General features: G+C 27.1%; 28 protein-coding genes and 1 pseudogene. 7 read left to right on the top strand and 22 right to left on the bottom strand.

Going from position 1 to position 26,884, the window contains the following annotated elements; all coding sequences use genetic code 11:
* Position 1: 1 nt before the first annotated feature.
* From CVOLT_RS06525 to dcd, 13 genes and pseudogenes are all read right to left on the bottom strand, one after another.
* On the bottom strand, positions 2-220 hold the full coding sequence (locus tag CVOLT_RS06525; RefSeq protein ID WP_039665997.1) for a phosphopantetheine-binding protein: 219 nt from the start codon (positions 218-220) through the stop codon (positions 2-4).
* Positions 213-1,274: a beta-ketoacyl-ACP synthase III gene (locus CVOLT_RS06520; RefSeq protein WP_039665996.1), complete on the bottom strand. Its 1,062-nt coding sequence runs from the start codon at positions 1,272-1,274 to the stop codon at positions 213-215. Before CVOLT_RS06520 ends, CVOLT_RS06525 begins: the two co-directional genes overlap by 8 nt.
* Entirely contained in the window at positions 1,264-2,787 is a 1,524-nt protein-coding gene (locus CVOLT_RS06515; protein ID WP_039665995.1) for an HAD-IIIC family phosphatase, read from the bottom strand. Before CVOLT_RS06515 ends, CVOLT_RS06520 begins: the two co-directional genes overlap by 11 nt.
* A pseudogene (locus tag CVOLT_RS06510) lies at positions 2,784-3,190 on the bottom strand (VOC family protein). Before CVOLT_RS06510 ends, CVOLT_RS06515 begins: the two are co-directional and overlap by 4 nt.
* The gene (locus CVOLT_RS06505) at positions 3,187-4,029 is read right to left on the bottom strand and encodes a class I SAM-dependent methyltransferase (protein WP_052243217.1); all 843 of its coding nucleotides are present in this window, start codon (positions 4,027-4,029) and stop codon (positions 3,187-3,189) included. Before CVOLT_RS06505 ends, CVOLT_RS06510 begins: the two are co-directional and overlap by 4 nt.
* Positions 4,030-4,078: 49 nt before the next feature.
* Positions 4,079-4,981 carry a class I SAM-dependent methyltransferase gene (locus CVOLT_RS06500; RefSeq protein WP_039665992.1) on the bottom strand — a complete coding sequence of 301 codons (903 nt, stop codon included), beginning with the start codon at positions 4,979-4,981 and terminating at the stop codon, positions 4,079-4,081.
* Positions 4,975-5,199, bottom strand: coding sequence for an acyl carrier protein (locus CVOLT_RS06495; protein ID WP_039665991.1), 225 nt, complete (start codon positions 5,197-5,199; stop codon positions 4,975-4,977). Before CVOLT_RS06495 ends, CVOLT_RS06500 begins: the two co-directional genes overlap by 7 nt.
* Positions 5,200-5,201: 2 nt before the next feature.
* Positions 5,202-5,984 (bottom strand): AAC(3) family N-acetyltransferase, encoded by a 783-nt coding sequence (locus CVOLT_RS06490; RefSeq protein ID WP_039665990.1) that lies wholly within the window; start codon positions 5,982-5,984, stop codon positions 5,202-5,204.
* Entirely contained in the window at positions 5,981-7,255 is a 1,275-nt protein-coding gene (locus CVOLT_RS06485; protein WP_052243190.1) for a DUF2172 domain-containing protein, read from the bottom strand. Before CVOLT_RS06485 ends, CVOLT_RS06490 begins: the two co-directional genes overlap by 4 nt.
* 86 nt (positions 7,256-7,341) lie before the next feature.
* Positions 7,342-8,610, bottom strand: coding sequence for a DUF2172 domain-containing protein (locus CVOLT_RS06480; RefSeq protein WP_052243189.1), 1,269 nt, complete (start codon positions 8,608-8,610; stop codon positions 7,342-7,344).
* On the bottom strand, positions 8,603-9,733 hold the full coding sequence (gene pseC, locus CVOLT_RS06475) for a UDP-4-amino-4,6-dideoxy-N-acetyl-beta-L-altrosamine transaminase (RefSeq protein ID WP_039665987.1): 1,131 nt from the start codon (positions 9,731-9,733) through the stop codon (positions 8,603-8,605). Before pseC ends, CVOLT_RS06480 begins: the two co-directional genes overlap by 8 nt.
* Complete coding sequence (gene pseB / locus CVOLT_RS06470) at positions 9,730-10,737, bottom strand: UDP-N-acetylglucosamine 4,6-dehydratase (inverting) (RefSeq protein ID WP_039665986.1); 1,008 nt, start codon at positions 10,735-10,737, stop codon at positions 9,730-9,732. Before pseB ends, pseC begins: the two co-directional genes overlap by 4 nt.
* 48 nt (positions 10,738-10,785) lie before the next feature.
* Positions 10,786-11,346: a dCTP deaminase gene (gene dcd, locus CVOLT_RS06465; protein ID WP_039665985.1), complete on the bottom strand. Its 561-nt coding sequence runs from the start codon at positions 11,344-11,346 to the stop codon at positions 10,786-10,788.
* 133 nt (positions 11,347-11,479) lie between these two features.
* On the opposite strand from dcd, the gene accB reads away from it, so the two are divergent.
* Positions 11,480-11,926 carry an acetyl-CoA carboxylase biotin carboxyl carrier protein gene (accB, locus tag CVOLT_RS06460; RefSeq protein ID WP_039665984.1) on the top strand — a complete coding sequence of 149 codons (447 nt, stop codon included), beginning with the start codon at positions 11,480-11,482 and terminating at the stop codon, positions 11,924-11,926.
* Between the two features lies 1 nt (position 11,927).
* A complete protein-coding gene (locus tag CVOLT_RS06455) occupies positions 11,928-13,259 on the top strand; it encodes an acetyl-CoA carboxylase biotin carboxylase subunit (protein WP_039665983.1) in 1,332 nt (443 codons plus the stop codon).
* 16 nt (positions 13,260-13,275) lie between these two features.
* Here CVOLT_RS06455 and CVOLT_RS06450 read toward each other — a convergent pair whose 3' ends face one another.
* Complete coding sequence (locus CVOLT_RS06450) at positions 13,276-14,103, bottom strand: peptidylprolyl isomerase (protein WP_039665982.1); 828 nt, start codon at positions 14,101-14,103, stop codon at positions 13,276-13,278.
* Positions 14,104-14,168: 65 nt separating this feature from the next.
* On the opposite strand from CVOLT_RS06450, the gene gltX reads away from it, so the two are divergent.
* The 4 genes from gltX to CVOLT_RS06430 are packed head-to-tail and all read left to right on the top strand — an operon-like array spanning position 14,169 to position 18,086.
* Positions 14,169-15,560 (top strand): glutamate--tRNA ligase, encoded by a 1,392-nt coding sequence (gene gltX, locus CVOLT_RS06445; RefSeq protein WP_039665981.1) that lies wholly within the window; start codon positions 14,169-14,171, stop codon positions 15,558-15,560.
* Positions 15,561-16,802 (top strand): malate oxidoreductase, encoded by a 1,242-nt coding sequence (locus CVOLT_RS06440; RefSeq protein WP_039665980.1) that lies wholly within the window; start codon positions 15,561-15,563, stop codon positions 16,800-16,802.
* Complete coding sequence (gene upp / locus CVOLT_RS06435) at positions 16,795-17,421, top strand: uracil phosphoribosyltransferase (RefSeq protein WP_039665979.1); 627 nt, start codon at positions 16,795-16,797, stop codon at positions 17,419-17,421. Before CVOLT_RS06440 ends, upp begins: the two co-directional genes overlap by 8 nt.
* Complete coding sequence (locus CVOLT_RS06430; protein ID WP_039665978.1) at positions 17,418-18,086, top strand: 6-amino-6-deoxyfutalosine synthase; 669 nt, start codon at positions 17,418-17,420, stop codon at positions 18,084-18,086. Before upp ends, CVOLT_RS06430 begins: the two co-directional genes overlap by 4 nt.
* Here CVOLT_RS06430 and CVOLT_RS06425 read toward each other — a convergent pair.
* From CVOLT_RS06425 to selA, 4 genes are read right to left on the bottom strand one after another with little or no spacing between them, the layout of a single operon-like run.
* Positions 18,064-18,588, bottom strand: a complete 525-nt coding sequence (locus tag CVOLT_RS06425; protein WP_039665977.1) for a hypothetical protein — start codon at positions 18,586-18,588, stop codon at positions 18,064-18,066. The two genes, CVOLT_RS06430 and CVOLT_RS06425, sit on opposite strands and share 23 nt — an antisense overlap.
* Positions 18,575-19,288, bottom strand: coding sequence for a thioredoxin fold domain-containing protein (locus tag CVOLT_RS06420; RefSeq protein WP_039665976.1), 714 nt, complete (start codon positions 19,286-19,288; stop codon positions 18,575-18,577). The genes CVOLT_RS06425 and CVOLT_RS06420 overlap by 14 nt, the downstream gene beginning before the upstream one ends.
* A 44-nt stretch (positions 19,289-19,332) precedes the next feature.
* Entirely contained in the window at positions 19,333-21,138 is a 1,806-nt protein-coding gene (selB, locus tag CVOLT_RS06415; RefSeq protein WP_039665975.1) for a selenocysteine-specific translation elongation factor, read from the bottom strand.
* Positions 21,131-22,462 (bottom strand): L-seryl-tRNA(Sec) selenium transferase, encoded by a 1,332-nt coding sequence (gene selA / locus CVOLT_RS06410; protein WP_039665974.1) that lies wholly within the window; start codon positions 22,460-22,462, stop codon positions 21,131-21,133. The genes selB and selA overlap by 8 nt, the downstream gene beginning before the upstream one ends.
* Positions 22,463-22,550: 88 nt before the next feature.
* Here selA and CVOLT_RS06405 point away from each other — a divergent pair, with 88 nt between their 5' ends.
* Positions 22,551-24,197, top strand: coding sequence for a 4Fe-4S dicluster domain-containing protein (locus tag CVOLT_RS06405; RefSeq protein ID WP_039665973.1), 1,647 nt, complete (start codon positions 22,551-22,553; stop codon positions 24,195-24,197).
* Between the two features lie 9 nt (positions 24,198-24,206).
* Here CVOLT_RS06405 and CVOLT_RS06400 read toward each other — a convergent pair whose 3' ends face one another.
* The 4 genes from CVOLT_RS06400 to modA all read right to left on the bottom strand — a co-directional run bounded on the left by CVOLT_RS06400 (position 24,207) and on the right by modA (position 26,698).
* Complete coding sequence (locus tag CVOLT_RS06400) at positions 24,207-24,524, bottom strand: DMT family transporter (RefSeq protein ID WP_039665972.1); 318 nt, start codon at positions 24,522-24,524, stop codon at positions 24,207-24,209.
* A gap of 190 nt (positions 24,525-24,714) precedes the next feature.
* The gene (locus CVOLT_RS06395; RefSeq protein WP_039665971.1) at positions 24,715-25,569 is read right to left on the bottom strand and encodes a sulfate/molybdate ABC transporter ATP-binding protein; all 855 of its coding nucleotides are present in this window, start codon (positions 25,567-25,569) and stop codon (positions 24,715-24,717) included.
* The gene (locus CVOLT_RS06390; RefSeq protein WP_039665970.1) at positions 25,563-25,946 is read right to left on the bottom strand and encodes a hypothetical protein; all 384 of its coding nucleotides are present in this window, start codon (positions 25,944-25,946) and stop codon (positions 25,563-25,565) included. The genes CVOLT_RS06395 and CVOLT_RS06390 overlap by 7 nt, the downstream gene beginning before the upstream one ends.
* Positions 25,943-26,698: a molybdate ABC transporter substrate-binding protein gene (gene modA, locus CVOLT_RS06385; protein WP_039665969.1), complete on the bottom strand. Its 756-nt coding sequence runs from the start codon at positions 26,696-26,698 to the stop codon at positions 25,943-25,945. Before modA ends, CVOLT_RS06390 begins: the two co-directional genes overlap by 4 nt.
* Between the last annotated feature and the right edge of the window lie 186 nt (positions 26,699-26,884).

Below are 26,884 nucleotides of genomic sequence, written 5' to 3'. Positions count from 1 at the left end.
TTTAAATTTTAGCCAAAGCCAAAAGATCGCTTACTTTTTCACATTTTTTAAGATCATCACCATTTATTTGTATATTTAAAACATTTTTAAAAAGCACCATTATAGAAACAAAAGCAAGACTATCCCACTCATCTATATCATCTAAAATCATATCTTCTTTTAATGGCTCATCCATATGCATAGCATCTGCGATTTGTTTTAATAATTCTTCTTTAGTCATTTTTTTCTCCTTTGTAAATTGAAATTATATCTGTTTTAAAATTTTTATCAAAATTTATATAAGCACTTCCATAAGCATATCCAGCCCCAAAAGCACTTAAAATGGCATCAAAATCATTTTTTTGCATTTGACAAAGTAGGGCAGGCAAAGAACAAGCGCTTAAATTTGCATATTTTTCCATTAAAAAATTTGGAGTTTTTTCTTTGTCTAAATTTAAATCATTTATTAAATTATCTACTAAGAATTTATTTGATTGATGGAATAAAAAATAATCAATCTCATCTTTATCTTTACCACAAAATTCAAGCATATTTTTAACACCTTGACTTTCTAATTCTAAAGCTTTGTTAAAAATTTCAGCTCCATCCATGTAAAGATTATTTAAAGATCTATACTCATCTATTTTAAAAATATCTTCATTTGTGCTTTTTTTAAGTTTTGAAAAAGCACCATTTGCAATGATAAGTCTATCAAAACCATTGCCATCAGAATAAAGCTCAAAAAAGCTTAAATTCTTTTTATTTTGTATCAAACTAGCACTTACTCCATCTCCAAAAATAGGTGCTAAATTTACATTTAAAGGATTTATGCTTTTACTTAAAGTATCTCCACAAAGCAATAAAATATTTTTTATATTTTCATTTTTCATAAAAGAAAAACAAGTAAAAAGTCCATATAAATATCCAGCACAAGCTTGATTTATATCAAAGGCTATGGTTTTTTGATTTAAATTTAATCTTTTGTGTAAATAATTTGCACAAGATGGCATAAAAAAATCAGGAGTTTGAGTAACAAAAATCACCATATCAAGTTCGTTTTTATCAAAATCAAGCATATTAAATAAATTTATACTTGCTTCATAAGCTAAATCTGTAGTGCTAATATCATCATCAGCTATAAATCTTTTTTGCAAGCCTGAAATTTTTTTCATTCGTTTTAATAATTTTTCATCATTTTTAAATACATTTTCTAAACAATCATCTATATTTATGCATTTTGGTGGCACACATACACTTATGCCAGATATAGTTCCATTTTGGAATTTAGCTTTCAATTACAAGTCCTTCATAAGATATTTTTTCTTCATATATAAGCGCATAATCATCTTTAATATCATTTTTTAAAGAATATAAAAACTCTAAAAAAGGAGTATTTTTTTGTCCTTTTTGAAAATAAAGCTTTATGTTTTTAGTGGCAAAATATTTTTTTAATAATTCTAAAGCCTTGAAAAACATAATCTTTTCTAATTTTCTTCCTAAGGCTCTACAGCTTATACAAAGATCTTTTATTATTAAATCATCATTATTTTTACAAGCTATAAAAATGGCTATTATGCCACTATCGCTTAATTTATCACTCATAGCTATAGTTAAAATAGCATTTTCTTGCATAAAATCTTCACATTCTTTTAAGCTCATACGAGAATAATTTGATATAAATTGATTTGTTTTATTTAAAAGTTGGCTTATTCTTTCTAAGCTTTGTTTGTTATTTATTTCAAATTTTAAATGAATTTGTAAGTTTTCAAAATAATTTTTTTGGCTTAGTTTGTTTAATTCTTGTCTTTGTAAATTTGCTTTTATGTCAGCATTTCTTAGTTCATCTTCTTTGCTTAATTTTGTTTTTAAAAGTCCAGGAAAAAGTTTTAACACAAAATAACTTTCTTCATTTGCCAATAAAGTTTTTATACCTAAATATCTTACATTTTCAATTTCTGCTATATTGTCATCTATAAATAAAACACTATCAAAGCCTATGTTAAAAAAATTTATAATTTCTTTTATATTTTCATCTTTACCTTGCCAATTTGCTTTTATAAATGCAAAATCATCTATTTTTAAAGGAAAATCTTTTCTTTTTTCAAATAATTTCTTTACATCTTTTTCATCGTTTTTAGAGCAAATTGCCAGTAAAATACCTTCGTTTTTTAATCTTAAAAGCTCATTTTGTAAATTTTTGTGATTTTGATTTAGTTTTAAATTATTTATTCTATCTTCGCCTAAAATTCCATCATATAAGGTATTGTCAAGATCTGTTATTATGGCTTTTAGTTTTGGTCTTAAAAGAGAAGGTATTATGCTAAGGCCTAAAATTTGTGCTAGGCTTATACAAGCTTTATTGCTTAATCTGCTTGCATTTATTTCAAAATTACTTTCATCTATAATTAAATTTTTATCAATAAAAGGCTTTAAAATTTCATAAATATCATATTTTTTTAAGGAAGTCTTGCCTAATAAAAGTGTTATTATAGGCACCTTACTAAGATTTGATAATTCTTGTATTTTTTCTTTTATAAAATCATCTATATTGTTTTTATAATTATTTAAATCTAAAAATATAATATTGATTTTTGCGTCTTTATAATCATCAAAATTTAAGCTATCATCATAAGAGCTTATATTAAATTCAGCTTTAAGTTCGCTAAAAGCTAAAAATGCATTTATAATGCTTGATATAACTTCAAAGGAATGATTTCTAAAAACATTTATTTTTATACTTTGAAAATTATTTTCTTTGCCAAGTTTTATTAAATCATTTCTTTTTAAATTTGGTGAAAAAAGATTCATTTTAATTCCACTAATTCTATTAATAAATTATTATTCATCATAACAAAACAAAGCTTAGCAAAATAACTAGCTTCCATTATATCTACTACCAAAATCCCCCCCCCATGGATAATTTATCTAAATCTTTTTGTATATTTTTACTTTCATAAGCTATATGATACATTTTGATTTTATTTTTTAAATAATTATCCAAAACACCTTTTTCATTTAAATTTGATAAAAGCTCAAAGCGATATTGTGGAAAATTATTATTTTTTGGTATTATAAATTCCCCTTTAACTCCTTGTCTTTCATCTATAAAATCTGCTTCTTTGATAAAACCTAGTTTATAAAAAATTTCTCTTTCTTTTTCTAAATTTTTACAAGCTACGCCTATATGATGTATTGGTAAGTTTAGATTCATTTTTTAAATACCACGGCCATAGTTATAGCATTTTTAAATTTCAAAGCTTTTTCTAAAGAATAATCATTAGCCATAAAGCATTCGTAATTTTTTATTTTTAAATTAGCTTTTTTTGCCATATTAAAAATTTCATCAGGATGAGAAAATAAGTATATATGATCAATAGCAGGAGCATTTATAGGTATAGTTGCAAAAATTTCTCCATCATCACTTAGTAAATCTTTAGCTCTTTTTAAAAATTCTAAAGGTTTTTCTACATGCTCTAAAACTTCTCCCATTACTATTAAGTCGGCTTTTTTGTCAAAATTAAAATTAAAAAAATCCTCACATAAAAATTTGCATTTATTTATAAGAGTTTTCACTTGATATTCGACCATATTTTTTGTAAGTTCACAGCTAGTTGGAGATAAGTCTAAGCCTATATAGTTTTCAAATTTTAAACTTTTTACAGCCTTGGTGAAAAATTCCCCATGTCCTGGACCTATTTCAAAATAAAGTTCTTTTTTATTTATTGATTTTATATAATCTTCAAAATATTTTCTAACCTTTATATGAGCTATCCATATATAAGATGAAAGAGCTAAGCCTATCATATATTTTTTCATATAAGCTTTATTAAAATATACCTTATCTTTGATTTGCTCAAAACTTTCATATCTATATTTGCCATGTTCTATAAAATATTTTGTTTCTTCTAATGTATCATTTAATATAGTCAAATAACACTCACATTGCTCTTTTAAGCTTATATTATTTTTTAGATAATATGCTATTAAATTATTAAATTCTATTTCATCTTCTTTTGAAAATGTAATTTTATTTAAATATTTTGCATGCATTGGGTTTTTAGTGGATATTAGATCAAATAAATCTTTTATATAATTCACATTAAGCCTTTTGTAATACCACAGCCATAACTACGGCATTTTTAGTCTTTAAAGCTTTTTCTAAAGAATAATTATTTGCCATAAAATATTTACTTTCTTTTATTTTTAATCCTGCTTTGTTTAACAAATCTTTTACTTCATCAGGATGAGAAAATAAGTATATATGATCAATGGCAGGAGCATTTATAGGTATAGTTGCAAAAATTTCTCCATTATCATTTAATAAATTTTTTACATTTTGCATAAATTCCAAAGGTTTTTCTACATGTTCTAAGACTTCACCCATCACAACTAAATCAGCTTTATTATTAAAATCGCATTTTGTAAAATCTTTACATATAAATTCATATTTAGCCTCAGTTTTTCCAACTTGATTTTCTACCATATCTTTACTCATTTGACAACTAATAGGAGATATATCTATACCATAGTATTCTTTAAATTTAGCACTTCTTAAAGCTTTTGTAAAAAATTCCCCATGCCCTGGACCTATTTCTAAATAGGTATTTTTTATATCTTTTTTTTCATCTATAAAATCTGCAAAATATCTCCTAACTTCTATATGGGCATTCCATATAAATGATGATATAGCTAAACCTACCATATATTTTTTCATATAATCTTTATTTAAATAAACTTTATCTTCGACTTCAGCTAAGGTGCTATATCTGTATTTGCCAAATTCAATAAAATATCTTGTTTCTTCCAAAGTGTCATTTAAAACAACTATATAGCTTTGTGCTTGTTCTTCTAAGTTTATTTTTAAATCATTTTTATAGTATATAATTAATTTTTCTAAATCGTTATATTCTTGTTTTGAAAGATTTAATCCATTTAAACATTTTTCATGTAAAGGATTTTTTTCTTTTATTAAATCAAATAATTTTTTAGTATTTTCTAGCATAATTTTTCCTTTATAGAATTTAATAAATCATTTTGAGATTTTAAATTAGTCAATTCTTCTTTATTAAATTTTATTTCAAATTCTTCTTCTAGACTCATTATTATATCTATATGAGCTAAAGAAGTCCAATTTTTACAATTATCCATACTTAGATTTGAATTTTTATTTACTTTAGTTTCTAAAATATTTTCTAAAATTTCATAAAATTTATCTTCCATTTTTATTCCTGTAAAATAAGTATATTTTTATCTTTATTTAGGGCATCTATTATAGCTTGTTTGTATTCTTTAGTATTAAAAACGCAAATTTGTGCCCCAGCAAAGATTTCTGATTTGAAAGAACTAGTTTTTCTTGTTATAGTATTTATATTATCGACATTTGGTAAAGAAAATTTATCTATATGTCTTACATAAAAATTTATATTTTTGTTATTTTGTTTGCCATTTTCATCTATTAAAATTCCACTAAAATTTTTAAAATATCTATATTCTACCTTATATTCTTCTTCTACATAATGAGTAAAAGTATGCCCTGTGTAACTTCCAAAAAGCATATATTTTCCATTATTTTTCCATAAAATATCATATACACAATTTTCTCCAAAACAACTTTTTGTATCTTTTAAAAACAAATCTTGTTTAGCACCTTTTATAGCAAAAGAAAAAATAGGATCATTTGTTCTTTTTACACCTTCGCATTTTCTAAAATATTCATTTAAAGCACCTATTTTTGTATAAGAATTCAATTTATCATAAACTTCATTTTTGCAAAAGCTATAAGTAAAAGTCGGCATTATGAGCGTGCCTTCTTTTCCTATTGCTTCAAAAAAACAATCAATTATAGTTTGTAAAAATTCATTTTTTTTAAGTAAAGGTATGCCAAAGTTAAATAATTCAGTATGCACACATAAAATATCACCTTTTTTAATGCCTAAATTTTCAAAAGCTTTTATCAAATTTATATCTGAATATTTTTTATTATTGTGCTCTAAAAAGTATTTCATATTACAAGTCCATTTGCTTTTAATTTTTCTATTAATTCTTTTATCTCATAAGCTTGTAAATTTAATTTATTAGCTATATCTAAAACATCATTTTTTCCATCACAATAAGCTAAAAAATTACAAGATAACGGTATGTCATTTGTAGAATTAGTATTTATAGTATGATACAACCCTCTTTTTCCTAAATTGGGCTCACAAAAAGTTGTATTTTTATAAGTTGCGTTTATTTCTAAATTCATTATAATTTCTTGCATGGCTTTTAAACCACCTTGCAAACCCTTTTCACTTATGAAATTTAAATCATCTTTGCTAGTGTGATATTCTTTATAATCGCCAAATCTAGTCCTGCATATGCATACCACAGGTAAATTTACCAAAGGTGAGCAATATTGTCTTTCATCAGATCCTCTGTCTATAAAGGAAAATCTTTTAAAATTTTCTTTATTTTTTAAAGTATAAAGTGCTACTTTATCAGCTAGAGTATTTTCATTTGGAGAGTGGATCAAAGAATAAGCATTATCATCACCTATGCAAGATAATACAAATCCAGCTTTTACATATTTTTGTAAATGATTTAAATTTTTATTTATATATACTATAGAACCTATAGTTTCAGGAATTATCACAAAACGATAATTATATTTTCTTTCTTTTTGTTTTAAAAGCCATTTTGCTAAAAATGTAGCTACTATAGGCCCACTTAATTCATTATTTGCCATTGAAGGATGACAAAGATAGGTAGAGATTAAAATTTCTTCTTTATTGTTTTGTGTGCTAGGTATTATAAAATCAGCATAGTTTAAAACTCCATCAAAATGTTTCGCATCTATAAAAACTTTATATTTTCCATTTTTAAGTTTTTCTCTTTTTTCATGTTCTATGCAAAAGCCCCATCTTTTTTTATAATAGCTTGTTATATAAGGTATGGCATCTGGATAATCTTCTATAGAGTATAAATGCTCTTGCAACTCATCTAGTGAAATTTCATCATTTATACCTTCGCTATAATTTAATACATGTAAATTATTTTTTTTAAAATCACAAATTTTTTCTCCATCTGGAGTTATGATATAAGCATCGTTTATTTGCCATTCTTGTGGCACTATCCAATCATATACTTTAGTCCCGCTTTTTATGGAGTGAATTTTTAAAATACCCCCCCCCATAGCATCATCAAGTATTTTTAAACTAGCTCTAAAACCAGTTCCTGTAATGCTTCTGCAAATTGGAAAAAGCTTACAAGCAAGTTCATACATACTTAATTCATGCATTGCAATCCTTTTTAGAATTTTCTAAAATTTTAAATAAATTTTCTTTTATAAATATTTATTTTTTTAGTTGTAAATTGTAACATATTTCATATTATAAGTCCATTTTCTTTTAATTTTTCTATTAATTCTTTTATTTCATAAGCTTGTAAATTTAATTTATTAGCTATATCTAAAACATCATTTTTTCCATCACAATAAGCCAAAAATTTTGTAGAGATAGGTTTTCTGGATTTTTGGTTTATAGTATGATACAACCCTCTTTTTCCTAAATTGGGCTCACAAAAAGTTGTATTTTTATAAGTTGCGTTTATTTCTAAATTCATTATAATTTCTTGCATGGCTTTTAAACCACCTTGCAAACCCTTTTCACTTATGAAATTTAAATCATCTTTGCTAGTGTGATATTCTTTATAATCGCCAAATCTAGTCCTGCATATGCATACCACAGGTAAATTTACCAAAGGTGAGCAATATTGTCTTTCATCAGATCCTCTGTCTATAAAGGAAAATCTTTTAAAATTTTCTTTATTTTTTAAAGTATAAAGTGCTACTTTATCAGCTAGAGTATTTTCATTTGGAGAGTGGATCAAAGAATAAGCATTATCATCACCTATGCAAGATAATACAAATCCAGCTTTTACATATTTTTGTAAATGATTTAAATTTTTATTTATATATACTATAGAACCTATAGTTTCAGGAATTATCACAAAACGATAATTATATTTTCTTTCTTTTTGTTTTAAAAGCCATTTTGCTAAAAATGTAGCTACTATAGGCCCACTTAATTCATTATTTGCCATTGAAGGATGACAAAGATAGGTAGAGATTAAAATTTCTTCTTTATTGTTTTGTGTGCTAGGTATTATAAAATCAGCATAGTTTAAAACTCCATCAAAATGTTTCGCATCTATAAAAACTTTATATTTTCCATTTTTAAGTTTTTCTCTTTTTTCATGTTCTATGCAAAAGCCCCATCTTTTTTTATAATAGCTTGTTATATAAGGTATGGCATCTGGATAATCTTCTATAGAGTATAAATGCTCTTGCAACTCATCTAGTGAAATTTCATCATTTATACCTTCGCTATAATTTAATACATGTAAATTATTTTTTTTAAAATCACAAATTTTTTCTCCATCTGGAGTTATGATATAAGCATCGTTTATTTGCCATTCTTGTGGCACTATCCAATCATATACTTTAGTCCCGCTTTTTATGGAGTGAATTTTTAAAATACCCCCCCCCATAGCATCATCAAGTATTTTTAAACTAGCTCTAAAACCAGTTCCTGTAATGCTTCTGCAAATTGGAAAAAGCTTACAAGCAAGTTCATACATACTTAATTCATGCATTGCAATCCTTTTTAGAATTTTCTAAAATTTTAAATAAATTTTCTTTTATAAAATTTGCATCTTTTAAGCTCATTTCTTGATGGCATGGTATGCTAAGTTCGGCTTTATAAAAATTATCAGCATTTTCTAGAAAGATATTTTTGTATAAATTTTTATAAAAACTAAATTCATAGGTAGGTTTATAATGTACTTGCACACCTATACCTAAATCTAATAATTTTTGAAAAATTATTTCTTTTTGACAATAAAACTCAGGATAAAGCAATATAGGATATAAATGTCTTGAGCTTTTTTTATAATCTTTGATTTTTATGGTAGAAAAATATGGATTTTTTGCAAATTCTTTATCGTAAAAACTTGCTATTTGTTCTCTTTTTTCCAGCATTTGATCGAGTTTTTTTAATTGATTTATACCTAAAGCACAAGCTACATCGCTTAAACGATAGTTATATCCTAAATCATACATATCACTATCCCATAGTCTTTTTTTACAAATTCCATGAGATCTTAGTAATTTTATTTTTTCTATCAAATTTTTATCATTGCTAACTACAGCACCACCTTCAAAAGTAGTGATGGGTTTTACAGGATGAAAAGAAAAAATGCTTAAATCAGCCTTGCTTCCTACTTTTTCATTTTTATAAATACTTCCTAAAGCATGGCTTGCATCATCTATTAAAGCTATGTTATATTTTTTACAAAGACTTAAAATTTCATCCATTTCTACGCTGTTGCCAGCATAATCAACAACGCAAATTGCACCTATGTTTTTGCTATCTTGTTTTAATCTTTGTTCTAATTTTTTTTCATCTATATTTCCATCACTTTTTACATCTATAAATTCTACTTTTGCACCGGCCATTAAAGCAGCATTTGCAGTAGCAGCAAAAGTTATAGGAGTAGTTAAAACAATCTTTTCTTTAACATCTAAGCTTAAATACGCAAGATGAAGTGCTGAGGTAGCTGAATTTAAAACGCAAGCATATTTTACTCCGACATATTCACAAAGTGCTTGTTCGAATTCTTCTACTTTTTTCCCACCGGTTAAAATTTCACTTTTTAAAGCATTTATGATGGCTTCTATATCGCTTTGATCTATATTTTGATGAGAATAAGTTATCATTTTTCAAGCTCTGTGTGATTTATTATATCTAAAAGTTCTTCTTTGCTAACCCATTTTGTGTTATTATCAGAGCTGTATGAAAAACCATCTTGGACTTTTTTGCCTTTTTCATTTTGGGCATTTATACTAAAATCAACATCTATAGAGTTAAATTGAATACTTGGACTAATTGCATAATAATTTTTAAATTCATAAGTTAAATGACTATCATCACTTGAAATCATTATTTCATGGAGTTTTTCACCCGCTCTTATGCCTATGATTTTATGTTTTAAATTTGGAGCCATAGTTTTAGCCAAATCAACAATTTTCATAGATGGAATTTTGGGCACAAAAACTTCCCCACCATGCATAATTTCAAAATTATTTAATACAAAATTTACCCCATCTTCTAAAGATATCCAAAATCTAGTCATTCTTTCATCTGTTATAGGAAGCTCTTTTACCCCATTTTCTATTAGCTTTTTAAAAAATGGCACCACTGAACCTCTTGAGCCTACTACATTTCCATATCTTGCTACGCTAAATTTAGTATGAGATGATCCTGCTATATTGTTTGCTGCAACAAATAATTTATCACTTGCTAATTTTGTAGCTCCATATAAATTTATAGGATTACAAGCTTTATCAGTTGAAAGAGCTATACATTTTTCAACATTATTTTCCAAACATGCATCGATTACATTTTGGGCACCATTTATATTGGTTTTTATGCATTCCATGGGATTATATTCAGCTATAGGAACATGCTTCATAGCTGCTGCGTGGATTACAAAATCCACATCTTTCATAGCTACGCTTAATCTTTCTTTATCTCTAACATCACCTATAAAATAACGCATACAAGAATCACTATATTCTCTAGCCATTTCAAATTGTTTTAACTCATCTCTTGAGTAGATGATGATTTTTTTAGGTTTGTATTTTTTAAGAAGTGTTTTTGTGTAAGTTTTCCCAAAACTTCCAGTTCCACCTGTGATTAAAATACTTTTTCCATTAAACATATGTAAAATCCTAGAATTATTAATTTAATTTATATCGTCAAAAAACATTTATTTTAAAATTCTTGGCAAGGTTATGCCTGTTTGATTTTGGTATTTACCTTTTTTGTCAGCATAAGTAATATCACAAGGTTCATCGCCTTGTAAAAATAAAACTTGAGCTATACCCTCATTTGCATAAATTTTTGCAGGAAGTGGGGTAGTGTTTGAAATTTCTATAGTGATATGTCCTTCAAAACCTGGCTCAAAAGGAGTTACATTGACTATAATGCCACATCTTGCATAAGTGCTTTTTCCAAGACAAATAGCTAAAACATCTTTTGGCATTTTAAAATACTCTATGGTTCTTGCTAGGGCGAAAGAGTTTGCAGGAACTATGCAAACATCACCTTCAAAATCCACTACATTTTCTTCTACGAAATTTTTAGGATCTATCACGGTTGAATTTACATTGGTAAAAATTTTAAATTCTCTTCCTACTCTTATATCATAACCATAGCTTGAAAGTCCATAACTAACCATGCCTTTACCTATATTTGCTTCGCAAAATGGTTCTATCATTTTGTGTTCTAATGCCATTTTTTTGATCCAATTATCTGCTTTTAAGCCCATGTTTTTCCTTTAAAAGTGATAAATAAATTTTTTAATTATATCTTAAAAAAATAGTTAAAAAGAAATAATTGAAGTTATTTTTAGTATTTTTTTATATAATTATAAATTAAGTCTTATAAATTAAGGAGAATATATGACCAAAGAAGAGATAAAAGAACTTATGGAGCTTTTTGCAAAAGCAAATGTAAGTAAGATTAAAATAAAAGAACAAGATGGATTTGCAATAGAACTTGAAAAAGATTTATGTTGTGATATACCAGCTCCGGTTCCAGTAGCTCCAGCTCCACAGCCAATTAATGTAAATGTTGTAAATGAGACAAAAAGCACCCCATCATCTAATAAACCTACTATAAATAGCCCTATGGTGGGAACATTTTATCAAGCACCAAGTCCAGGTGCAGCTCCTTTTGCTAAAGTGGGTCAAACCATCAAAAAAGGAAGTACTATAGCTATTATTGAAGCGATGAAAATTATGAATGAAATTGAAGCTGAATATGATTGTAGGATAGTTGAAGTGTTAGTAGCTGATGGACAGCCTGTAGAATTTGGTATGCCATTGTTTGTGGTGGAGAAAATATAAAATGGAAATCAAAAAAGTTTTAATTGCAAATCGTGGAGAGATCGCATTAAGAGCTTTAAGAACCATCAAAGAAATGGGTAAAAAAGCAATTTGTGTGTATTCAACCGCAGATAAAGATGCTTTATATTTAAAATATGCTGATGCTAGTATTTGCATAGGAAGTGCAAGAAGCTCAGAAAGTTATTTAAACATACCAGCTATTATAAGTGCTGCTGAAATAAGCGAAGCTGATGCTATTTTCCCAGGATATGGTTTTTTGAGTGAAAATCAAAATTTTGTAGAAATTTGTGCTAAACATAATATCAAATTTATAGGTCCTTCGGTAGCTGCTATGGCTTTAATGAGTGATAAAAGTAAAGCAAAACAAGTTATGCAAAGAGCAGGAGTACCAGTTATACCAGGAAGTGATGGGGCTTTAAATGGAGTCGAAGGGGCTAAAAAACTAGCAAAAGAAATAGGTTATCCTGTTATTTTAAAAGCTGCAGCAGGTGGTGGCGGTCGCGGTATGCGTGTTGTAGAAAGTGAAAAAGATATAGAAAAAGCATATTGGTCAGCTGAGAGTGAGGCTATGAGTGCATTTGGAGATGGAACTATGTATATGGAAAAATATATACAAAATCCACGCCATATAGAAGTGCAAGTTATAGGAGATAGTTTTGGCAATGTGATTCATCTTGGAGAAAGAGATTGTTCTATGCAAAGAAGACATCAAAAACTTATAGAAGAATCTCCTGCGATTTTATTAGATGAAAAAACTAGAGCAAGACTTCATGAAACTGCAGTCAAAGCTGCTAAAGCGATTGATTATGAGGGTGCGGGTACTTTTGAATTTTTAGTGGATAAAAATTTAGATTTTTATTTTATAGAAATGAATACGCGTTTACAAGTTGAGCATTGTGTAAGTGAAATGGTAAGCGGTATAGATATAATTGAGCTTATGATTAAAGTAGCTGAGGGTTATCCTTTGCCAAAACAAGAAGAGATTAAGCTTAAAGGTCACTCTATAGAATGTAGAATCACTGCAGAAGATTCTAAAACTTTCTTACCATGCCCAGGTAAAATTACAAAATATGTAGCTCCAGCAGGACGCAATGTAAGAATGGAAAGCCATTGTTATCAAGATTACAGCGTGCCTCCTTATTATGATTCTATGATAGGAAAATTAGTTGTATGGGGTGAAGACAGAAACACAGCGATTGCAAAAATGAAAATAGCCTTGCATGAGCTTATAGTAGGTGGAATTAAAACTACTAAAGATTTTCATTTAGCGATGATGGATAATGCAGATTTTATAAATAACAATTATGATACAAATTATCTTTCAAGACATTAATACTAAGATAGCTTGTCTATCTTAGTTCTTCTATATGAGCATTGGCTCTAATTTTATCAAGATGATTTTTTAAAGCTTGTTCTTTTTGATTTATAGTATATGCATTGGCGATTTGATCTTTGATTAAATCAAATTCGATAGGATTTTTACCATATTTTTCTTTTACAAAATAAATAATATAAGTATTTTCCCCATTTAATATAGGAGTGAAATTTCCAACTTTGGTATTATTAAGTAAAGCAAGCAATCTTGGATCGATACTAGATGCATTTAAACTAATAGCTTTAGATTTAATTTGTGAATTTTTATACATTGGATTGTTTAAAAGTTTTTGTAAAAGTTCAGGATTGCTAGAATTATAAACTACTAAATCAACATTAGAAAAAGTGCTAAATTTATCAATATTGGTTTCATAAAAATGTTTTAGTGTTTCATCATCAGTGTTGATTTTTGCATTTTGCATAATATTTTGATAAAGCTTTTCTCTTTGAAGATCTTTTCTAACTTGTTCTTTGAAAATTTCAAAACTAAGCCCGTCTTTTTCCATTTTTGCTTGTAAGCCATTTATGTCAGTATTATTACCTTTTGCTATTTGATCTAGTTTTTTCTTTAGTTCAAAATTGCTTACTTGAATTCCAAATTTTTTTGCTTCACTTGTTTGAATTCTATCATCTACCAAAAAAGCTATAGCTTTTTGTTTATCTTTAGTATTTAGTTGTTTCATGGCTTGATTTATATCATAAATGGTAATAGGTTCATTTTCTACTATCATAGCTATTCCACCTATATTTTGAGCATATAAAATACTTGCAGCAAAAGAGCATGATATTAAAAATTTTTTCATTTTAAAACCTTTGTTTAAGTGTAAATATAGCATTATAACAATAAAAATTTAAAAAAGGTAAAAATATGCAAGAAATTTCTACGCGTTTTGCTCCTTCTCCTACTGGATATTTGCACATTGGAGGATTAAGAACAGCTTTATATAATTATCTTTATGCAAGAAAAAATAATGGTAAATTTTTATTACGCATTGAAGATACTGATTTAAAAAGAAATTCACAAGAAGCAACGCAAGCTATTATAGAAGCATTTAAATGGTGTGGGCTTGATTATGATGGCAAGATAGAATACCAATCTCAAAGATTTGATATTTATAAAAAATATATTCAAAAATTATTAGATGAGGGTAAAGCTTATTATTGTTATATGAGTAAAGAAGAGCTTGATGAATTAAGAGCTAAACAAGAAGCAAACAAACAAAGACCAAAATACGATGGAAGATATAGAGATTTTAAAGGAACACCACCAAGCGGTATAGAGCCTGTAGTGCGTATAAAAGCTCCTGGCAGCGGAGAAATCAAATTTATAGATGGCATTAAAGGAGAAGTGAGTTTTCAGGCTGAAGATATTTTAGATGATTTTGTAATTGCAAGAAGCGATGGAAGTCCAATTTATAATTTAACGGTTGTAATTGATGATGCATTAATGGGAGTTAGTGATGTTATAAGAGGTGATGATCATTTATCTAACACTCCAAAGCAAATTGTGCTTTATGAAGCACTTGGTTTTAAAATTCCAAAATTTTATCATGTTGCTATGATACATGGTGAAGATGGTAAAAAACTTTCTAAGCGTCATGGTGCAACAGATGTAATGGAATATAAAAATATGGGTATTTTACCTCAAGCTTTGTTAAATTTCTTAGTAAGACTTGGTTGGAGTCATGGAGATGATGAAATTTTTGATATTGAAAAAATGAAAGAATTTTTTGATCCAAATCATATTAATAAAAGTGCATCTTGCTATAATTTTAAAAAGCTAGAATGGCTTAATGCTCATTATATTAAGACTTTACCTTTTGAAGAGATTAATAGACAATTAAAAGATTTAGGTTTTGATCTAAGTGTATATGAAAATGCTAGTTTTTTACTAGATATGCTAAGAGAAAGAGCTAAAAATTTACACGATATTATCAATAATGCCAAAGTGTTACTAAATGACCCAAAAGAATACGATCAAAAAGCCATAGATAAATTTCTTAATGAAACAAATTTAACTTATTTGGAAAAATACGCTAATGTTTTGGAAAATCAAAAAAAAGCTCATGAATTTGAAGAATTTACTAATAAATTTTTAGAAGAAAATGGGTTGAAATTAAAAGATTTAGCTCAAGCTATACGCATTGCATTAACTGGAAGTTCTGTAAGTCCTAGTATATTTGAAGTGTTAGAATTTTTAGGTGTGCAAAAATGTAAGCTTAGGGTGGAGAATTTATTAAAATATATGAAGGAAAAATAAATGGATTTAAAAGAAGAAGCCTTAAGATATCACATAGGAGGTAAAATCGATGTGATAGCTCGCAAACCTATGGATAGTGCTCATGATTTATCATTAGCTTATTCTCCTGGGGTTGCACAACCATGCTTAGAGATAGCAAAAGATAAAGAACTAGCATATAAATACACAGCAAAATCAAATTTAGTAGCCATAGTGAGCGATGGAAGTGCGGTTTTAGGACTTGGTAATATAGGTCCTAGTGCTAGTAAGCCTGTTATGGAAGGAAAAGCGTGCTTATTTAAAAAATTTGCTAATGTAAATGCCTATGATTTAGAAATAGATGTACATAGCGTTGATGAGATTGTTACTTTTTGTAAAACTATAGCTCCTACTTTTGGTGGGATAAATTTAGAAGATATATCTGCTCCAAAATGTTTTGAGATAGAAGCAGCTTTGCAAGATCTTGGAATTCCTGTAATGCATGATGATCAGCATGGAACTGCTATTATTTCTACAGCAGGACTTATAAATGCTATGGAAATTAGTGGTAAAAAATTTGAAGATATTAAAGTTGTAGTTAGTGGGGCAGGTGCAGCAGGTATTGCAAGTGCTAGAATGTATAGAAATTTAGGTGTAAAAAATATTATTTTGGTAGATAGCAAAGGTGTTGTTAATACCCAAAGAAATGATTTAAATAAATATAAATTAGAATTTGTCAGCGATACTAAAGCAATGACTTTACAAGAAGCATTAAAAGATGCTGATGTATTTTTAGGACTTAGTGCTCCAAAAATTTTAAATGATGAGATGATTTTATCTATGGCAAAAGATCCTGTGATTTTTGCACTAGCTAATCCTATCCCAGAAGTTATGCCTGAAGATGTAAAAAGAGTAAGAAGCGATGCTATAGTAGGAACTGGTAGAAGTGATTATCCAAATCAAATCAATAATGTTTTAGGTTTTCCTTTTATTTTTAGAGGGGCTTTGGATGTTAGAGCTACAAAAATTACAGAAAATATGAAAGTTGCGGCAGCTAAAGCTTTAGCAGATTTAGCTAAACTTGAAATTACTGATGAGGTTAAGCAAGCTTATAGTGTAGAAGAATTAAAATTTGGTAGAGATTATGTTATACCAAAACCTTTTGATAGTAGAGTAAAAGCCTTAGTTAGTACAGCAGTTGCAGCTGCTGCATTTAAAGATGGAGTAGCAAAAATCAAAGAATTTAATGAGAAAAAGTATTTTGAAAGTTTAAAAAATGAATAATATAAATTTAGTTTCACATCCTTTAATAGAGCATAAATTAGCTATATTAAGGGATAAAAACACTAAGCCTTTTCATTTTAGAATGTTAATAGATGAAATAACTTCTTATTTATTATATGAATCTACAAAAGATTTAACCTTAAAAGAAGTAAGTATTAATACTCCTATAATTAAAACTAAGGCTAAAAAAATCAATCAAAAAATAATGATTTGTCCTATACTAAGAGCAGCTTTGGGAATGCTTGATAGTGTGTTTAAGCTTATACCTGATGCAAGTGTGGGTTTTTTAGGCTTTGCTAGAGATGAGCAAACTTTAGAAAGTAAGCTTTATTTTCAAAAATTACCTAAAGATGCTAGTTCAAGAGTAGCTATAATTATAGATCCTATGTTTGCAACAGGCTCTACGGCTATAAATGCTTGTGATCTTTTAAAAAAATATGGGGTTAAAGATATAAAATTCATAAGTTTAGTAGCTTCTCCAATAGGACTTGAAAATTTTAATAAATTTCATAAAGATGTAAAAATTTATGTAGCTAGCATAGATGAGTGTTTAAATGAAAATGGATACATAGTCCCAGGTCTTGGTGATGCTGGTGATAGGGTGTTTAATACTTTATGATTTTTGGGAAGATTGATTATTTAAATTTACTTCCTTTGCATATTTATCTTAAAAAAATGCCATTGCCTACTTATGTAAAAAAAACTACAGAGTATAAAAAAGGCGTTCCTGCTAAACTCAATAAGCATTTATATTATAGACGCGTTGATGCTGCGATTATTTCAAGCATAGAAAGTCGTTTAAAAAAATACAAAACTTTAAATATAGGAATTTGTGCAAATAAAAAGGTTAAAAGTGTTTTGGTGAAAAAAAATACTCAAAACAAAGATGATACGAGCTCGGCTACTTCTAATGCACTAGCAAAAGTTTTAAGACAAAATGGCGAAGTTATTATTGGAGATAGAGCTTTAAAGCTTTATTTGCAAAATCCAAATGATTATATTGATTTATGTAAATTATGGCATGAAAAAACAAATTTACCTTTTGTATTTGCTAGATTTTCTTGTGTGAAAAATTTTTCAAGTTATAAAAAAATAATGAATCAATTTGTTAAAAGTAAAATTTTTATACCCCAATATATTTTGATCAATTATTCTAACTCAAGAAAGCTTTCTCAAAGCGATATTAAGGATTACTTGCGGTTAATTTATTATAAAATTGATACTAAAGAGCAATTAGCATTGAAGAAATTTTTATTTAGCGTTAAAAATAAAAAAAGCTTATAATTTGCTCGACAATTTTATCTTCTAAGGCTTGTTTGACATCGTTTAAATTTCCAAGATGGGTAGTTCTTGCTAAAAGCGAAGTTTTTTGAGATAAATTATGTGAATTAATTTGTAAATTTACTTGCATAAGATAGTAGTTTTCTACTTCCATTTCAAACACATCATCAATTCTATCAAAATCATTAAAAAAGAATTTAGCACTAGAAGAACGCAATCTTTGAGCATAAGAATATTTTTTAAAATCCACTATATTGATAAAAATATCATAATCAGCATTTTTATCTTTTAAATTAAAATTTAAATCTTTAAATTTTGCAATTAGTTTGTTTTCTAAATCATTAGGGATTTTTGAGGGATTGTGAATGTGTAAATTGATACTTTGATTTTTCTTTGCTTGTATAAAAATACCCTCATTGTTAGTTTGAATGAGGGCTTTAGTTTCAAACGAACAAGCACTTAAAAAAAGTGCAAAAAATATGATAAATATACTATTTTTGAGCATCGATTATAGTAGGAACTGCGCGAAGACCAAGTTTAGAGTATTTTTCAAAATTATCTCTTACAGCTTTTACTTCAGCTTGGCTTGGTTTTTTATAATCTTTAATGTCTTTATCGTAGTATTTTCTCATTATGGCGATTTTTTGTGCATCATCTTTGGCATCTTTACTTTCTTTGTAAATTAAAGCTGATTTTTCAAATGCACTAGTATCGTGGATTGGAGTGAGTATAAATTTAACCTGATGAGTTTTTAAAGTATCTTCGATTTTATCTAAATGAATTCTACAATATGGACACTCTGGATCACTAAATACATAAAGTAAAGGTTTGTTTTTATCGCCTAAGGAAACAAACATTTTTTCTTTTTTTAATTCCACTAAAGCTTTTTTTGAAAATTCAGCTTGTTGTTTTTCCATAAGTTTTGCTTGGAATACTTGAGAATAAAATTCTCCTTTTTTAATATCTACTAATTCAGTAGTGATAAAATTTCCTTGAGTAAAGACTATTTCTTGAAGATTTTTACCTGCAATTTCAAAATTTACAATTACTGCTTCAAAATCACTATTTTGAATTTTTTCTCTTTCTACTATGGTTATTTTTGCATCATTTAAATTAGGATTTTTCTTAAAAAAATTAATTATTTCATCATTATTTGCCGCAAATAAAGAGCTAGTTAGAGCTAATAAGGCTAAAGATTTTTTCATTATTTTCCTTTGTTTTAAATTTTTATAATTATAAGGAGTTAAATTTAATACTTAAGTATTCTTTTTTCATCTACTTTTGTCACTTGTTTGAAATTTTTATCTAAATATTCCAAATAAGCAATAGCATATTTTCTTGAGATGTTAAAATGATTTTTTACAAAATTAACATCTAAATTTTGCGTTTTTAAAAGCAATAAAAATTCATCCATTAAAGAATTTAAAGCTTCTTTTTCTATGAAGATATTATGAGCTAATCTTATGATTTTATTTTCTTTGCTGAGTTTTTTAAATATCAAATCTCCATTTTTTCTATCTAAACCCAATCTTTCATAAAGATTATAAGGAGCAGTAGGTCTAATGCCTTCTGTTTTTAAAATCTCATAAATTTCACAATAATTTGTTTCTTTTAATTTTTCAAAATTTTGCCCTTTTAAAAAATACACCCCTTCTTTAAAATCTAAAATTTCATCCATCTGTTTTAAGATAAATGCACAAAAATTTTCACTTGCCCAAGTTAATCTTAAAGATATAGAATGAGCTGATATTAAAGCATTGGGATTTTTAGAAAATATAAATTGTATAAATTGTTTAATTTCTTGTTTAGAGTTTAGATTATAAACATTTAAAGCTTGCTCATCTACAAAAATATCACTCAAATCTTTAGCTAATTTTAAAGCTTGTTGGTGAGATACTTTAAAGCGTTGATAGCTTGATAATAAGCCAAAGCCAAATTTGTGAATATCTTTTAAAAATTCAAATACTTGTATGATTTTTTGCTGTTCTAAAAGATGTAAAAATTTAATCTTCATTTCTTTTTTTAAAGGTTCGCTTACAGGATTTAACACAACCCCGCCACTTTTTACACGCCCATTTTGAAGTAAAATAAATTTATCATTAAAACACAAAGCCAAAGCTTTTTCAAATTCCAAACTTGCATAGATTTTATCTTCAAATTCTTTAATAATATAAATTTTAGCATTGATCTTTTTACTTCCTGTGCAAAATTCTAATTCGCTTTTGTGTTTGATTGATTTAGAAAAAATTACCACATCAATATTTGTAAAACTTTTAAAAAATCCTTTTTTGGTTAAAATATAACCTTTTTTTAAATCTTGATAGTTTGAATTTAAACTCAAAGCCACGCGGTTATAAGCACTAATTTCATCCACACTTTCATCATGAACTTGTATATTTTTAACTATGATGTCTTTTTGAGTTTCAAGACAATATATTTTTTCATTTTTACTGATTTTACCTTCATTTAAACTACCAGTTACTATGGTGCCTATACCTTTTAAAGAAAAAATTCTATCGATAAAATATCTAAAGATACAATCTTCATCACTTTTTTTAGGAGTTAAGTTTAAAAGATAAGTTTTTAAAGTATTAATACTTTCTTGTTTATAAATGCTAGTTGGAAAAATTTTTAAAATATTAATTTTGTATTTTTTTAGCTCATCTAGGAGTATTTGTTGGTTTTGATTGATATTTTCACATAAATCTATTTTAGTTAAAACAAGTATAAGATCTTTTACTCCTAAAAATTCTAAAATTTTTAAATGCTCTATGCTTTGAGCTTTTAAGCCTTCATTAATATCTACTACAAACATACATATTCTAAAACCAAAAGCACCGCTAATCATAGTTTTAATCAAATTTTCATGACCAGGAACATCTATAAAAGAAATATTTACATCTTTATTTTTTAAATTTGAAAAACTAAGATTAATTGTGATCTTTTTTTCTTGCTCTTCTTTTAAATCATCTCCATCAAAGCCATTTAAAGCTTTAATGAGCGAGGTTTTACCATGATCAATATGTCCAGCAGTTCCTATGATGATACTATACATGAAAAACCTTTTTTATAATATCAATTAGTTGGTTTAAATCCTTATCTAAAATAGTCCGAAAATCTAATACAAATTCATCTTTTTCAATACGTCCAATCACGCTATTTTTTCTAAAATTTTCTTGCAAATTTAAAGCTTTTCCTTTGAAGCTTAAAACCATGCTTTCTAAAGTCTTATCAGGCATAGATCCACCACCTACTAAGCTTTTTGATTTTTTAAGTTCGCAAGGTATGCGGATATTTTCTTTTACAAATAATGCTTTTTTTTCTATGGTTTTTATATCATCATTTAAAAGTTTTAAGGTAGGAATTTTTTCATATTCTTTTTGCAAATAAGCTTTTGTAGTTTGATTTAACAAAGCTAGGGTAATTTTATCAACCCTTAGCATTCTTAAAAGTTGATTTTTTTTGAGTTTTTGTATGTATTTTTTCTTTCCAAGGATGATTCCAGCTTGGGTTGATCCAAAAAGTTTATCACCGCTAAAACTTAAAATATCACAATGTTTTAATAAATCTTTCACGCAAGGTTCATTTTTAGCCAAAGTTTTGTTTAAATTTTCACACCAACCAGAACCTAAATCATAATAAGAAACTATTTTTTTCTTTTTTGCTAATGTATGAATTTGTTCTAAGCAAACTTCTTCAAAAAAGCCCTTAAAAGCAAAATTAGAACGATGTGTTTTTAAGATGATTTTGGTATTAGCTGAGATGGCGTTTTCATAATCTTTCAAGTGGGTTTTGTTTGTAGTACCAACTTCTTTGAGTAAAACTCCTGCTGCGTTGATTACTTCAGGTACTCTAAAACTCCCTCCAATTTCTACTAATTCACTTCTTGAGGTAATTACTTCGTAATCTTTTGCTAGAGTGTTTAAAATTAAAAATACCGCTGAAGCATTGTTATTTACCACTAAGCAATCTTCACAAGAAAATAATATCTTTAAATTTGCACTAATTGCATCATATCTTGAACCTCTTTTTCCATTTTGAAGATTAAATTCTAAATTAGAATACGAACAAATGATGTTTTTTATCTCATCAAAAGCACTTTCATCTATAATGCTACGCCCTAAATTTGTATGTATGATTACTCCTGTTGCATTGATTAGACTTTTTGGTTGCGAAATTAAAAATTCATCTATTGTTTCTTTGATTTTTAAACTAAGAGTTTCAAAAGAAAATTCTAAATTAGGATTTTTTGATAATTGCTTTTTACAATTTGAAACAACTAATTTTGCAAAATAATTTTTTAAATATAAAGGATATACATCTAAGCTTTTATCATTAATTAAAGCATTAATTGGGGGAAAATTTCTAAATTTGTACATCTTAAACCTTAAGAAAAAATTACAAAATTATAACTTTTTTATAATGAGATTTATATAATTATTTAAAAATTTGTAGAAAGAAAGCTTTATGAAAGATTTTGTATTTTTAGAAAATGAAGATTTAATCCCTTTAAGTGATTGTATTAATATAGTTGATGAGTCTTTTAAAGAAGAAGTTTTTATAGGAAATTCTTTACTTTTAAAGCCACAAATTTACGCCCCAGAAATTAATTTTTATTTAAAAAATTCCAAAGATAATGTTTTGCAAAAGGCTAAAACCATAGAAGCTTTATATAAGATACGATCTAAAATTTATGATATGGGGCTTGATTTAGAATACTCTAAAGAAGTAGGTAAAAATGTCATTATTGTTAGTGATGATAATGAAGATAGCTTGATAGAAAATTTAAAAGAAAATGGATATAAAGTTTTAAAACTTTCTAATGATCAATGTATAGCAGTATTAGGCTCTATAGGTGAGCTTTGTGTGATAGCTTTAAAAGATAAAGAGCAAGTAGAAATAGAGTGTGATTTTTTCTTATACAAAGTCAAAAAAGATAGTTTTGACAAGCAAAGTGGATGTTATGACATTTCTAATTTTAATTTTAAAGATATTTTAGAGCTTTTAAATTCTAATTTTCCAAAGCATAAATTTAAAAATTATATCAGTTACGATGATAGTATTTGTCAATATCATCATAGAAGAAGTGTTCATTGTGGAAAATGCGATGAGGTGTGTCCAAGTGTTGCGATTTTAAAAGATGATGAAACAAAACAATTAGAATTTTCTCATGTTGATTGTATTGATTGTGGGGAGTGTGTAAGTATTTGCCCAAGCGGAGCACTTGATTATGCTCCTATGCCTAAAAATTGTTTTTATGAAATTTTAAAATTTTATGAAGATAAGATTATCTTGGTTATTTCAGAAAACATCAAAATAGAAAATTTAGACATAAAACTAAATGAAAATATCATGCCTTTTATAGTAAAAACTAGCCAATTTTTAGATCAAAGACATTTTTTAGCTATGCTTCAAACGAGTGGAGCTAGTATGATTGTTTATGATGAAAAAATCAATAATCAAGAAGCAATGGAACTTGTAAATGAAATTTTTGAGAAAAAATTTAATCAAAAAGGTATATTTTTGGCTCATTCTAAAAAAGATCTTGAACAAGCTTTAAATCAAGTTAGCTTCATACCTAATTTAAAATTTATGATTGATAATTCTTCTTTGTTAAAAAGAGAAGATTTTGCAGTGAGATTAAGAGAATTAATCAAAGATGAAAATTTAGGAAATATCGCAAGTAAAGAATGGATACGCTATGGAAAAATTTCTATCAATACAAATACTTGCACCTTGTGTTTAGCCTGTGTGGGTTCTTGTAATGTAGGAGCTTTGGTGGCTGATACTAAGGATAATTCTTTGAAATTTAATGCAAGCTTATGCACAACCTGTGGATATTGTGAAGCAAGTTGTGCTGAAAAAGACACCTTGGTGCTTCAAAGAAGTGGGATAGATTTGGAAAAAGATTATTTTTCTTTTATGATTTTAGCTCAAGATGAACTTTTTGCCTGTATAGAGTGCGGCAAGGAATTTGCCACTAAAAAAGCTATTGAAAAAATAGCTAGCATCATGAAGCCAAAATTTTTAGGTGATGATGCTAAGATTAAAACTTTATATTGTTGTAGTGAATGCAAAGCTAAAGTGATGATTGAAAATATGAATGTGCTTTAAGCTAAAAGCTTAAGCACTAAGTTTTAATCCTACCACTCCTATAACAATTAAAGTGATGAAAATAATTTTATTAATCGTAACGATTTCTTTAAAAATAAAAAATCCCACTATGCTTATAAGAGCTACGCCACATCCAGCCCAAATTGCATAAGCTATACTTAAATCAATTTTTTTAAGAGTATAAAACAAACCTGTTAAAGATAAGCAAAAACATATCCCAAAAATAATCAAATAATAATTATTTTTACTTATACTTGCATATTTCATAGAGCTTGTTGCAATAACTTCTAAGATTATGCTAAATGCTAAAATTATCCAATGTAACATTAATATCCTTTTTTAATATTTTATAAGTTTTAAAAATATTAAAAAATAGGTGGTGCAGTTGGAGTTATAAAATAACCATAAGACAATCTTATTTTCCATTTTGTCCATAGATTAATAAAAAATTTTAAAATAAAAAATCCATAAAACATTCATTATCCAAAATTATTTTAAATATTTTATCCAATAGTTTTTATATTTTGATTAAATTTAACCCAAAAGCTTTTTGACTTATAATCACTTCATCATTTTCTTTTAAATTTTGAGCTTCTAATGGACTAAGAGCAATTTGTGTGATTTGGCTTCCTATGCTAAGTATGGCAACTATAATGCTATCTTGCGGTTGGAGTTTTAAAATTCTTGCTTTGATTGCAAATTTTTGAGAACCTTGGGTTTTTAAAAAAACTTCACTTGGATTTCCTTGTTTGATGATTTGACCTTGATCTAAAATAATTACTTTATTAGCTAGTTTATATGCTTCGCTTACATCGTGAGTAATTAAAATAGTAGTGATATTATAAATTTTATGGATATTTAAAAGATAATCATGCAAATTAAGCTTAATCTCATTATCTAAAGCGCTAAAAGGTTCATCTAAAAGCAAAAGTTTTGGTTTTCTCATTAAAGCTCTTGCTAATGCTACGCGTTGTTTTTGACCACCGCTTAGCTCTAAAATATGATTTTTTCTATGAGAGTTTAAATTTAAAAGCTCTAAGAGCTCATTAGCAAATTTTTGATCATTTTTTGCAAAAAGTAAGTTTTGTTCTACATTCATATTTTCAAACAAAGCATAATCTTGAAACAAAAAGCCTATATTTCTTTTTTGTATGTTTAAAAATTGCTTTTGATTGAAAAAAATTTCATTATTAAACTCACAAAATCCCAAAGCCTTTTCAAATCCAGCTATGACTCTTAAAAGTGTAGTTTTTCCACTCCCGCTTTTGCCAAAAATAGCTAAAAACTCTCCTTGTTGGATCTCAAATTTAGCTTGGAGTTTAAAATCATTATGTTTGTTTTTAAAAATTTTACAAATATCTACTTTTAACATAAGTATTCTTTTATAAACAACGCGCTTGGATTGATATATACATAAATATGCTCTTTTATTGCTAAGTTTAAATTTTTAAAAGCTTTGGTGCTAATTTGTGCTTCAAAGGTGCAAAAATCATTTTTTACTCTTAAAATAGTGATAATTTTACCTTGAAAAATAGCTTCTATTTTGACATAAAATTCATTAATAAAAGAAGTGTTTAGTTGCTCTTTAACAACTAAACATTCGGTGCTTTTAAAAGATAAAATCACTTTTTGATGAATTTTGATATTTTCATCAAGAGAGAGCATGTAAAATTTTTGTTTTTCATTTGTAAATTCTATTAAATTAACACCCTCATGAAAATCAATAAAGCTAATTTTTGCTTCTATCATGGAACGCTATATCCATAAGCTTTAAATATAGCTTTGCCTTTTTCACTTAAAATAAAATCATAAAATTTTTTAGCTTCTTTATTATCTTTTGCATGTTTAGTTATGATTATGCCTTGATCAATTGGCATATAAAGTGAAGGATCAACTAAAATATAATTAATCCCTTCTTTTAAATCATATTTTTTAAGCCCTTCTTCATATAATGCACTAGCAGCTATAAAACCCGCATCAGTTGCTTTTAGAGTTTGTGTTAATGCTTCACCTATGGATTTTGCTTCTATGATTTTATTTTTGATGTTTGGATAAATTTGAGTTTTGCTTAAAGCTTCTATACTAGCTTGGCCATAAGGAGCTGTTTTTGCATTTGCAATGGCTATGAGTTTGACTTTATCATCTTTTAATGCATCTAAACCTTTGCTTAAATCAACTACATTAGTTCTTAAAGTTAGTAAAGCAAGAGCTCCTTGGGCATAAATCACAGGTTTTGTAATGGCAAAATTTTCATCGTAAAGATTTTGTGCAAATTTCATATTTGCAGCCATAAAAATATCAAAAGGAGCTCCGTTTTTAATTTGTGCTACAAGATTTCCACTTGCTCCTAAGGTAACATTTATAGTTGTATTTGGATTTTCTTTTTTAAACTCACTCTCTAAAGCTTTAAAAGCATAAGCTACATTTGCAGCAGCAGCTATATTGATATTAGCACTATATCCAAAGACACATATGCACAATAAAAGTAAAATTTTTTTCATGATTGCTCCTTGAGTTTCAATGATTTTGCTAAAAATTATAGCTTAAATTTAAAGTTGATTTTAAAATTCATTTTTTTGCATATTTTATAAGACTTATGTATTAGAGTTTGAAAAATTTTTATTTATTTTTACAACATATTAAAAATAATAAAATTTTAATTGATTGTTTCATATAATATTTGGTTA

The sequence above is a fragment of the Campylobacter volucris genome, from assembly GCF_008245045.1.
Lineage (GTDB): Bacteria > Campylobacterota > Campylobacteria > Campylobacterales > Campylobacteraceae > Campylobacter_D > Campylobacter_D volucris.
This window is presented reverse-complemented; position numbering and strand designations above follow the sequence as displayed.

Coding starts and splice junctions, on each gene's coding strand:
- CVOLT_RS06425 (WP_039665977.1), bottom strand. CDS start 18,588: ATGCTCAAAAATAGTATATTTATCATATTTTTTGCACTTTTTTTAAGT.
- modA (WP_039665969.1), bottom strand. CDS start 26,698: ATGAAAAAAATTTTACTTTTATTGTGCATATGTGTCTTTGGATATAGT.
- CVOLT_RS06505 (WP_052243217.1), bottom strand. CDS start 4,029: ATGCATGCAAAATATTTAAATAAAATTACATTTTCAAAAGAAGATGAA.
- CVOLT_RS06395 (WP_039665971.1), bottom strand. CDS start 25,569: ATGTTAAAAGTAGATATTTGTAAAATTTTTAAAAACAAACATAATGAT.
- CVOLT_RS06490 (WP_039665990.1), bottom strand. CDS start 5,984: ATGAAATACTTTTTAGAGCACAATAATAAAAAATATTCAGATATAAAT.
- CVOLT_RS06390 (WP_039665970.1), bottom strand. CDS start 25,946: ATGATAGAAGCAAAAATTAGCTTTATTGATTTTCATGAGGGTGTTAAT.
- CVOLT_RS06440 (WP_039665980.1), top strand. CDS start 15,561: ATGGATTTAAAAGAAGAAGCCTTAAGATATCACATAGGAGGTAAAATC.
- pseB (WP_039665986.1), bottom strand. CDS start 10,737: ATGTTTAATGGAAAAAGTATTTTAATCACAGGTGGAACTGGAAGTTTT.
- accB (WP_039665984.1), top strand. CDS start 11,480: ATGACCAAAGAAGAGATAAAAGAACTTATGGAGCTTTTTGCAAAAGCA.
- pseC (WP_039665987.1), bottom strand. CDS start 9,733: ATGATAACTTATTCTCATCAAAATATAGATCAAAGCGATATAGAAGCC.
- CVOLT_RS06495 (WP_039665991.1), bottom strand. CDS start 5,199: ATGGAAGATAAATTTTATGAAATTTTAGAAAATATTTTAGAAACTAAA.
- CVOLT_RS06430 (WP_039665978.1), top strand. CDS start 17,418: ATGATTTTTGGGAAGATTGATTATTTAAATTTACTTCCTTTGCATATT.
- upp (WP_039665979.1), top strand. CDS start 16,795: ATGAATAATATAAATTTAGTTTCACATCCTTTAATAGAGCATAAATTA.
- CVOLT_RS06405 (WP_039665973.1), top strand. CDS start 22,551: ATGAAAGATTTTGTATTTTTAGAAAATGAAGATTTAATCCCTTTAAGT.
- selB (WP_039665975.1), bottom strand. CDS start 21,138: ATGTATAGTATCATCATAGGAACTGCTGGACATATTGATCATGGTAAA.
- CVOLT_RS06525 (WP_039665997.1), bottom strand. CDS start 220: ATGACTAAAGAAGAATTATTAAAACAAATCGCAGATGCTATGCATATG.
- dcd (WP_039665985.1), bottom strand. CDS start 11,346: ATGGGCTTAAAAGCAGATAATTGGATCAAAAAAATGGCATTAGAACAC.
- CVOLT_RS06480 (WP_052243189.1), bottom strand. CDS start 8,610: ATGCATGAATTAAGTATGTATGAACTTGCTTGTAAGCTTTTTCCAATT.
- selA (WP_039665974.1), bottom strand. CDS start 22,462: ATGTACAAATTTAGAAATTTTCCCCCAATTAATGCTTTAATTAATGAT.
- CVOLT_RS06485 (WP_052243190.1), bottom strand. CDS start 7,255: ATGCATGAATTAAGTATGTATGAACTTGCTTGTAAGCTTTTTCCAATT.
- CVOLT_RS06500 (WP_039665992.1), bottom strand. CDS start 4,981: ATGCTAGAAAATACTAAAAAATTATTTGATTTAATAAAAGAAAAAAAT.
- CVOLT_RS06400 (WP_039665972.1), bottom strand. CDS start 24,524: ATGTTACATTGGATAATTTTAGCATTTAGCATAATCTTAGAAGTTATT.
- CVOLT_RS06455 (WP_039665983.1), top strand. CDS start 11,928: ATGGAAATCAAAAAAGTTTTAATTGCAAATCGTGGAGAGATCGCATTA.
- CVOLT_RS06515 (WP_039665995.1), bottom strand. CDS start 2,787: ATGAATCTTTTTTCACCAAATTTAAAAAGAAATGATTTAATAAAACTT.
- CVOLT_RS06420 (WP_039665976.1), bottom strand. CDS start 19,288: ATGAAAAAATCTTTAGCCTTATTAGCTCTAACTAGCTCTTTATTTGCG.
- gltX (WP_039665981.1), top strand. CDS start 14,169: ATGCAAGAAATTTCTACGCGTTTTGCTCCTTCTCCTACTGGATATTTG.
- CVOLT_RS06450 (WP_039665982.1), bottom strand. CDS start 14,103: ATGAAAAAATTTTTAATATCATGCTCTTTTGCTGCAAGTATTTTATAT.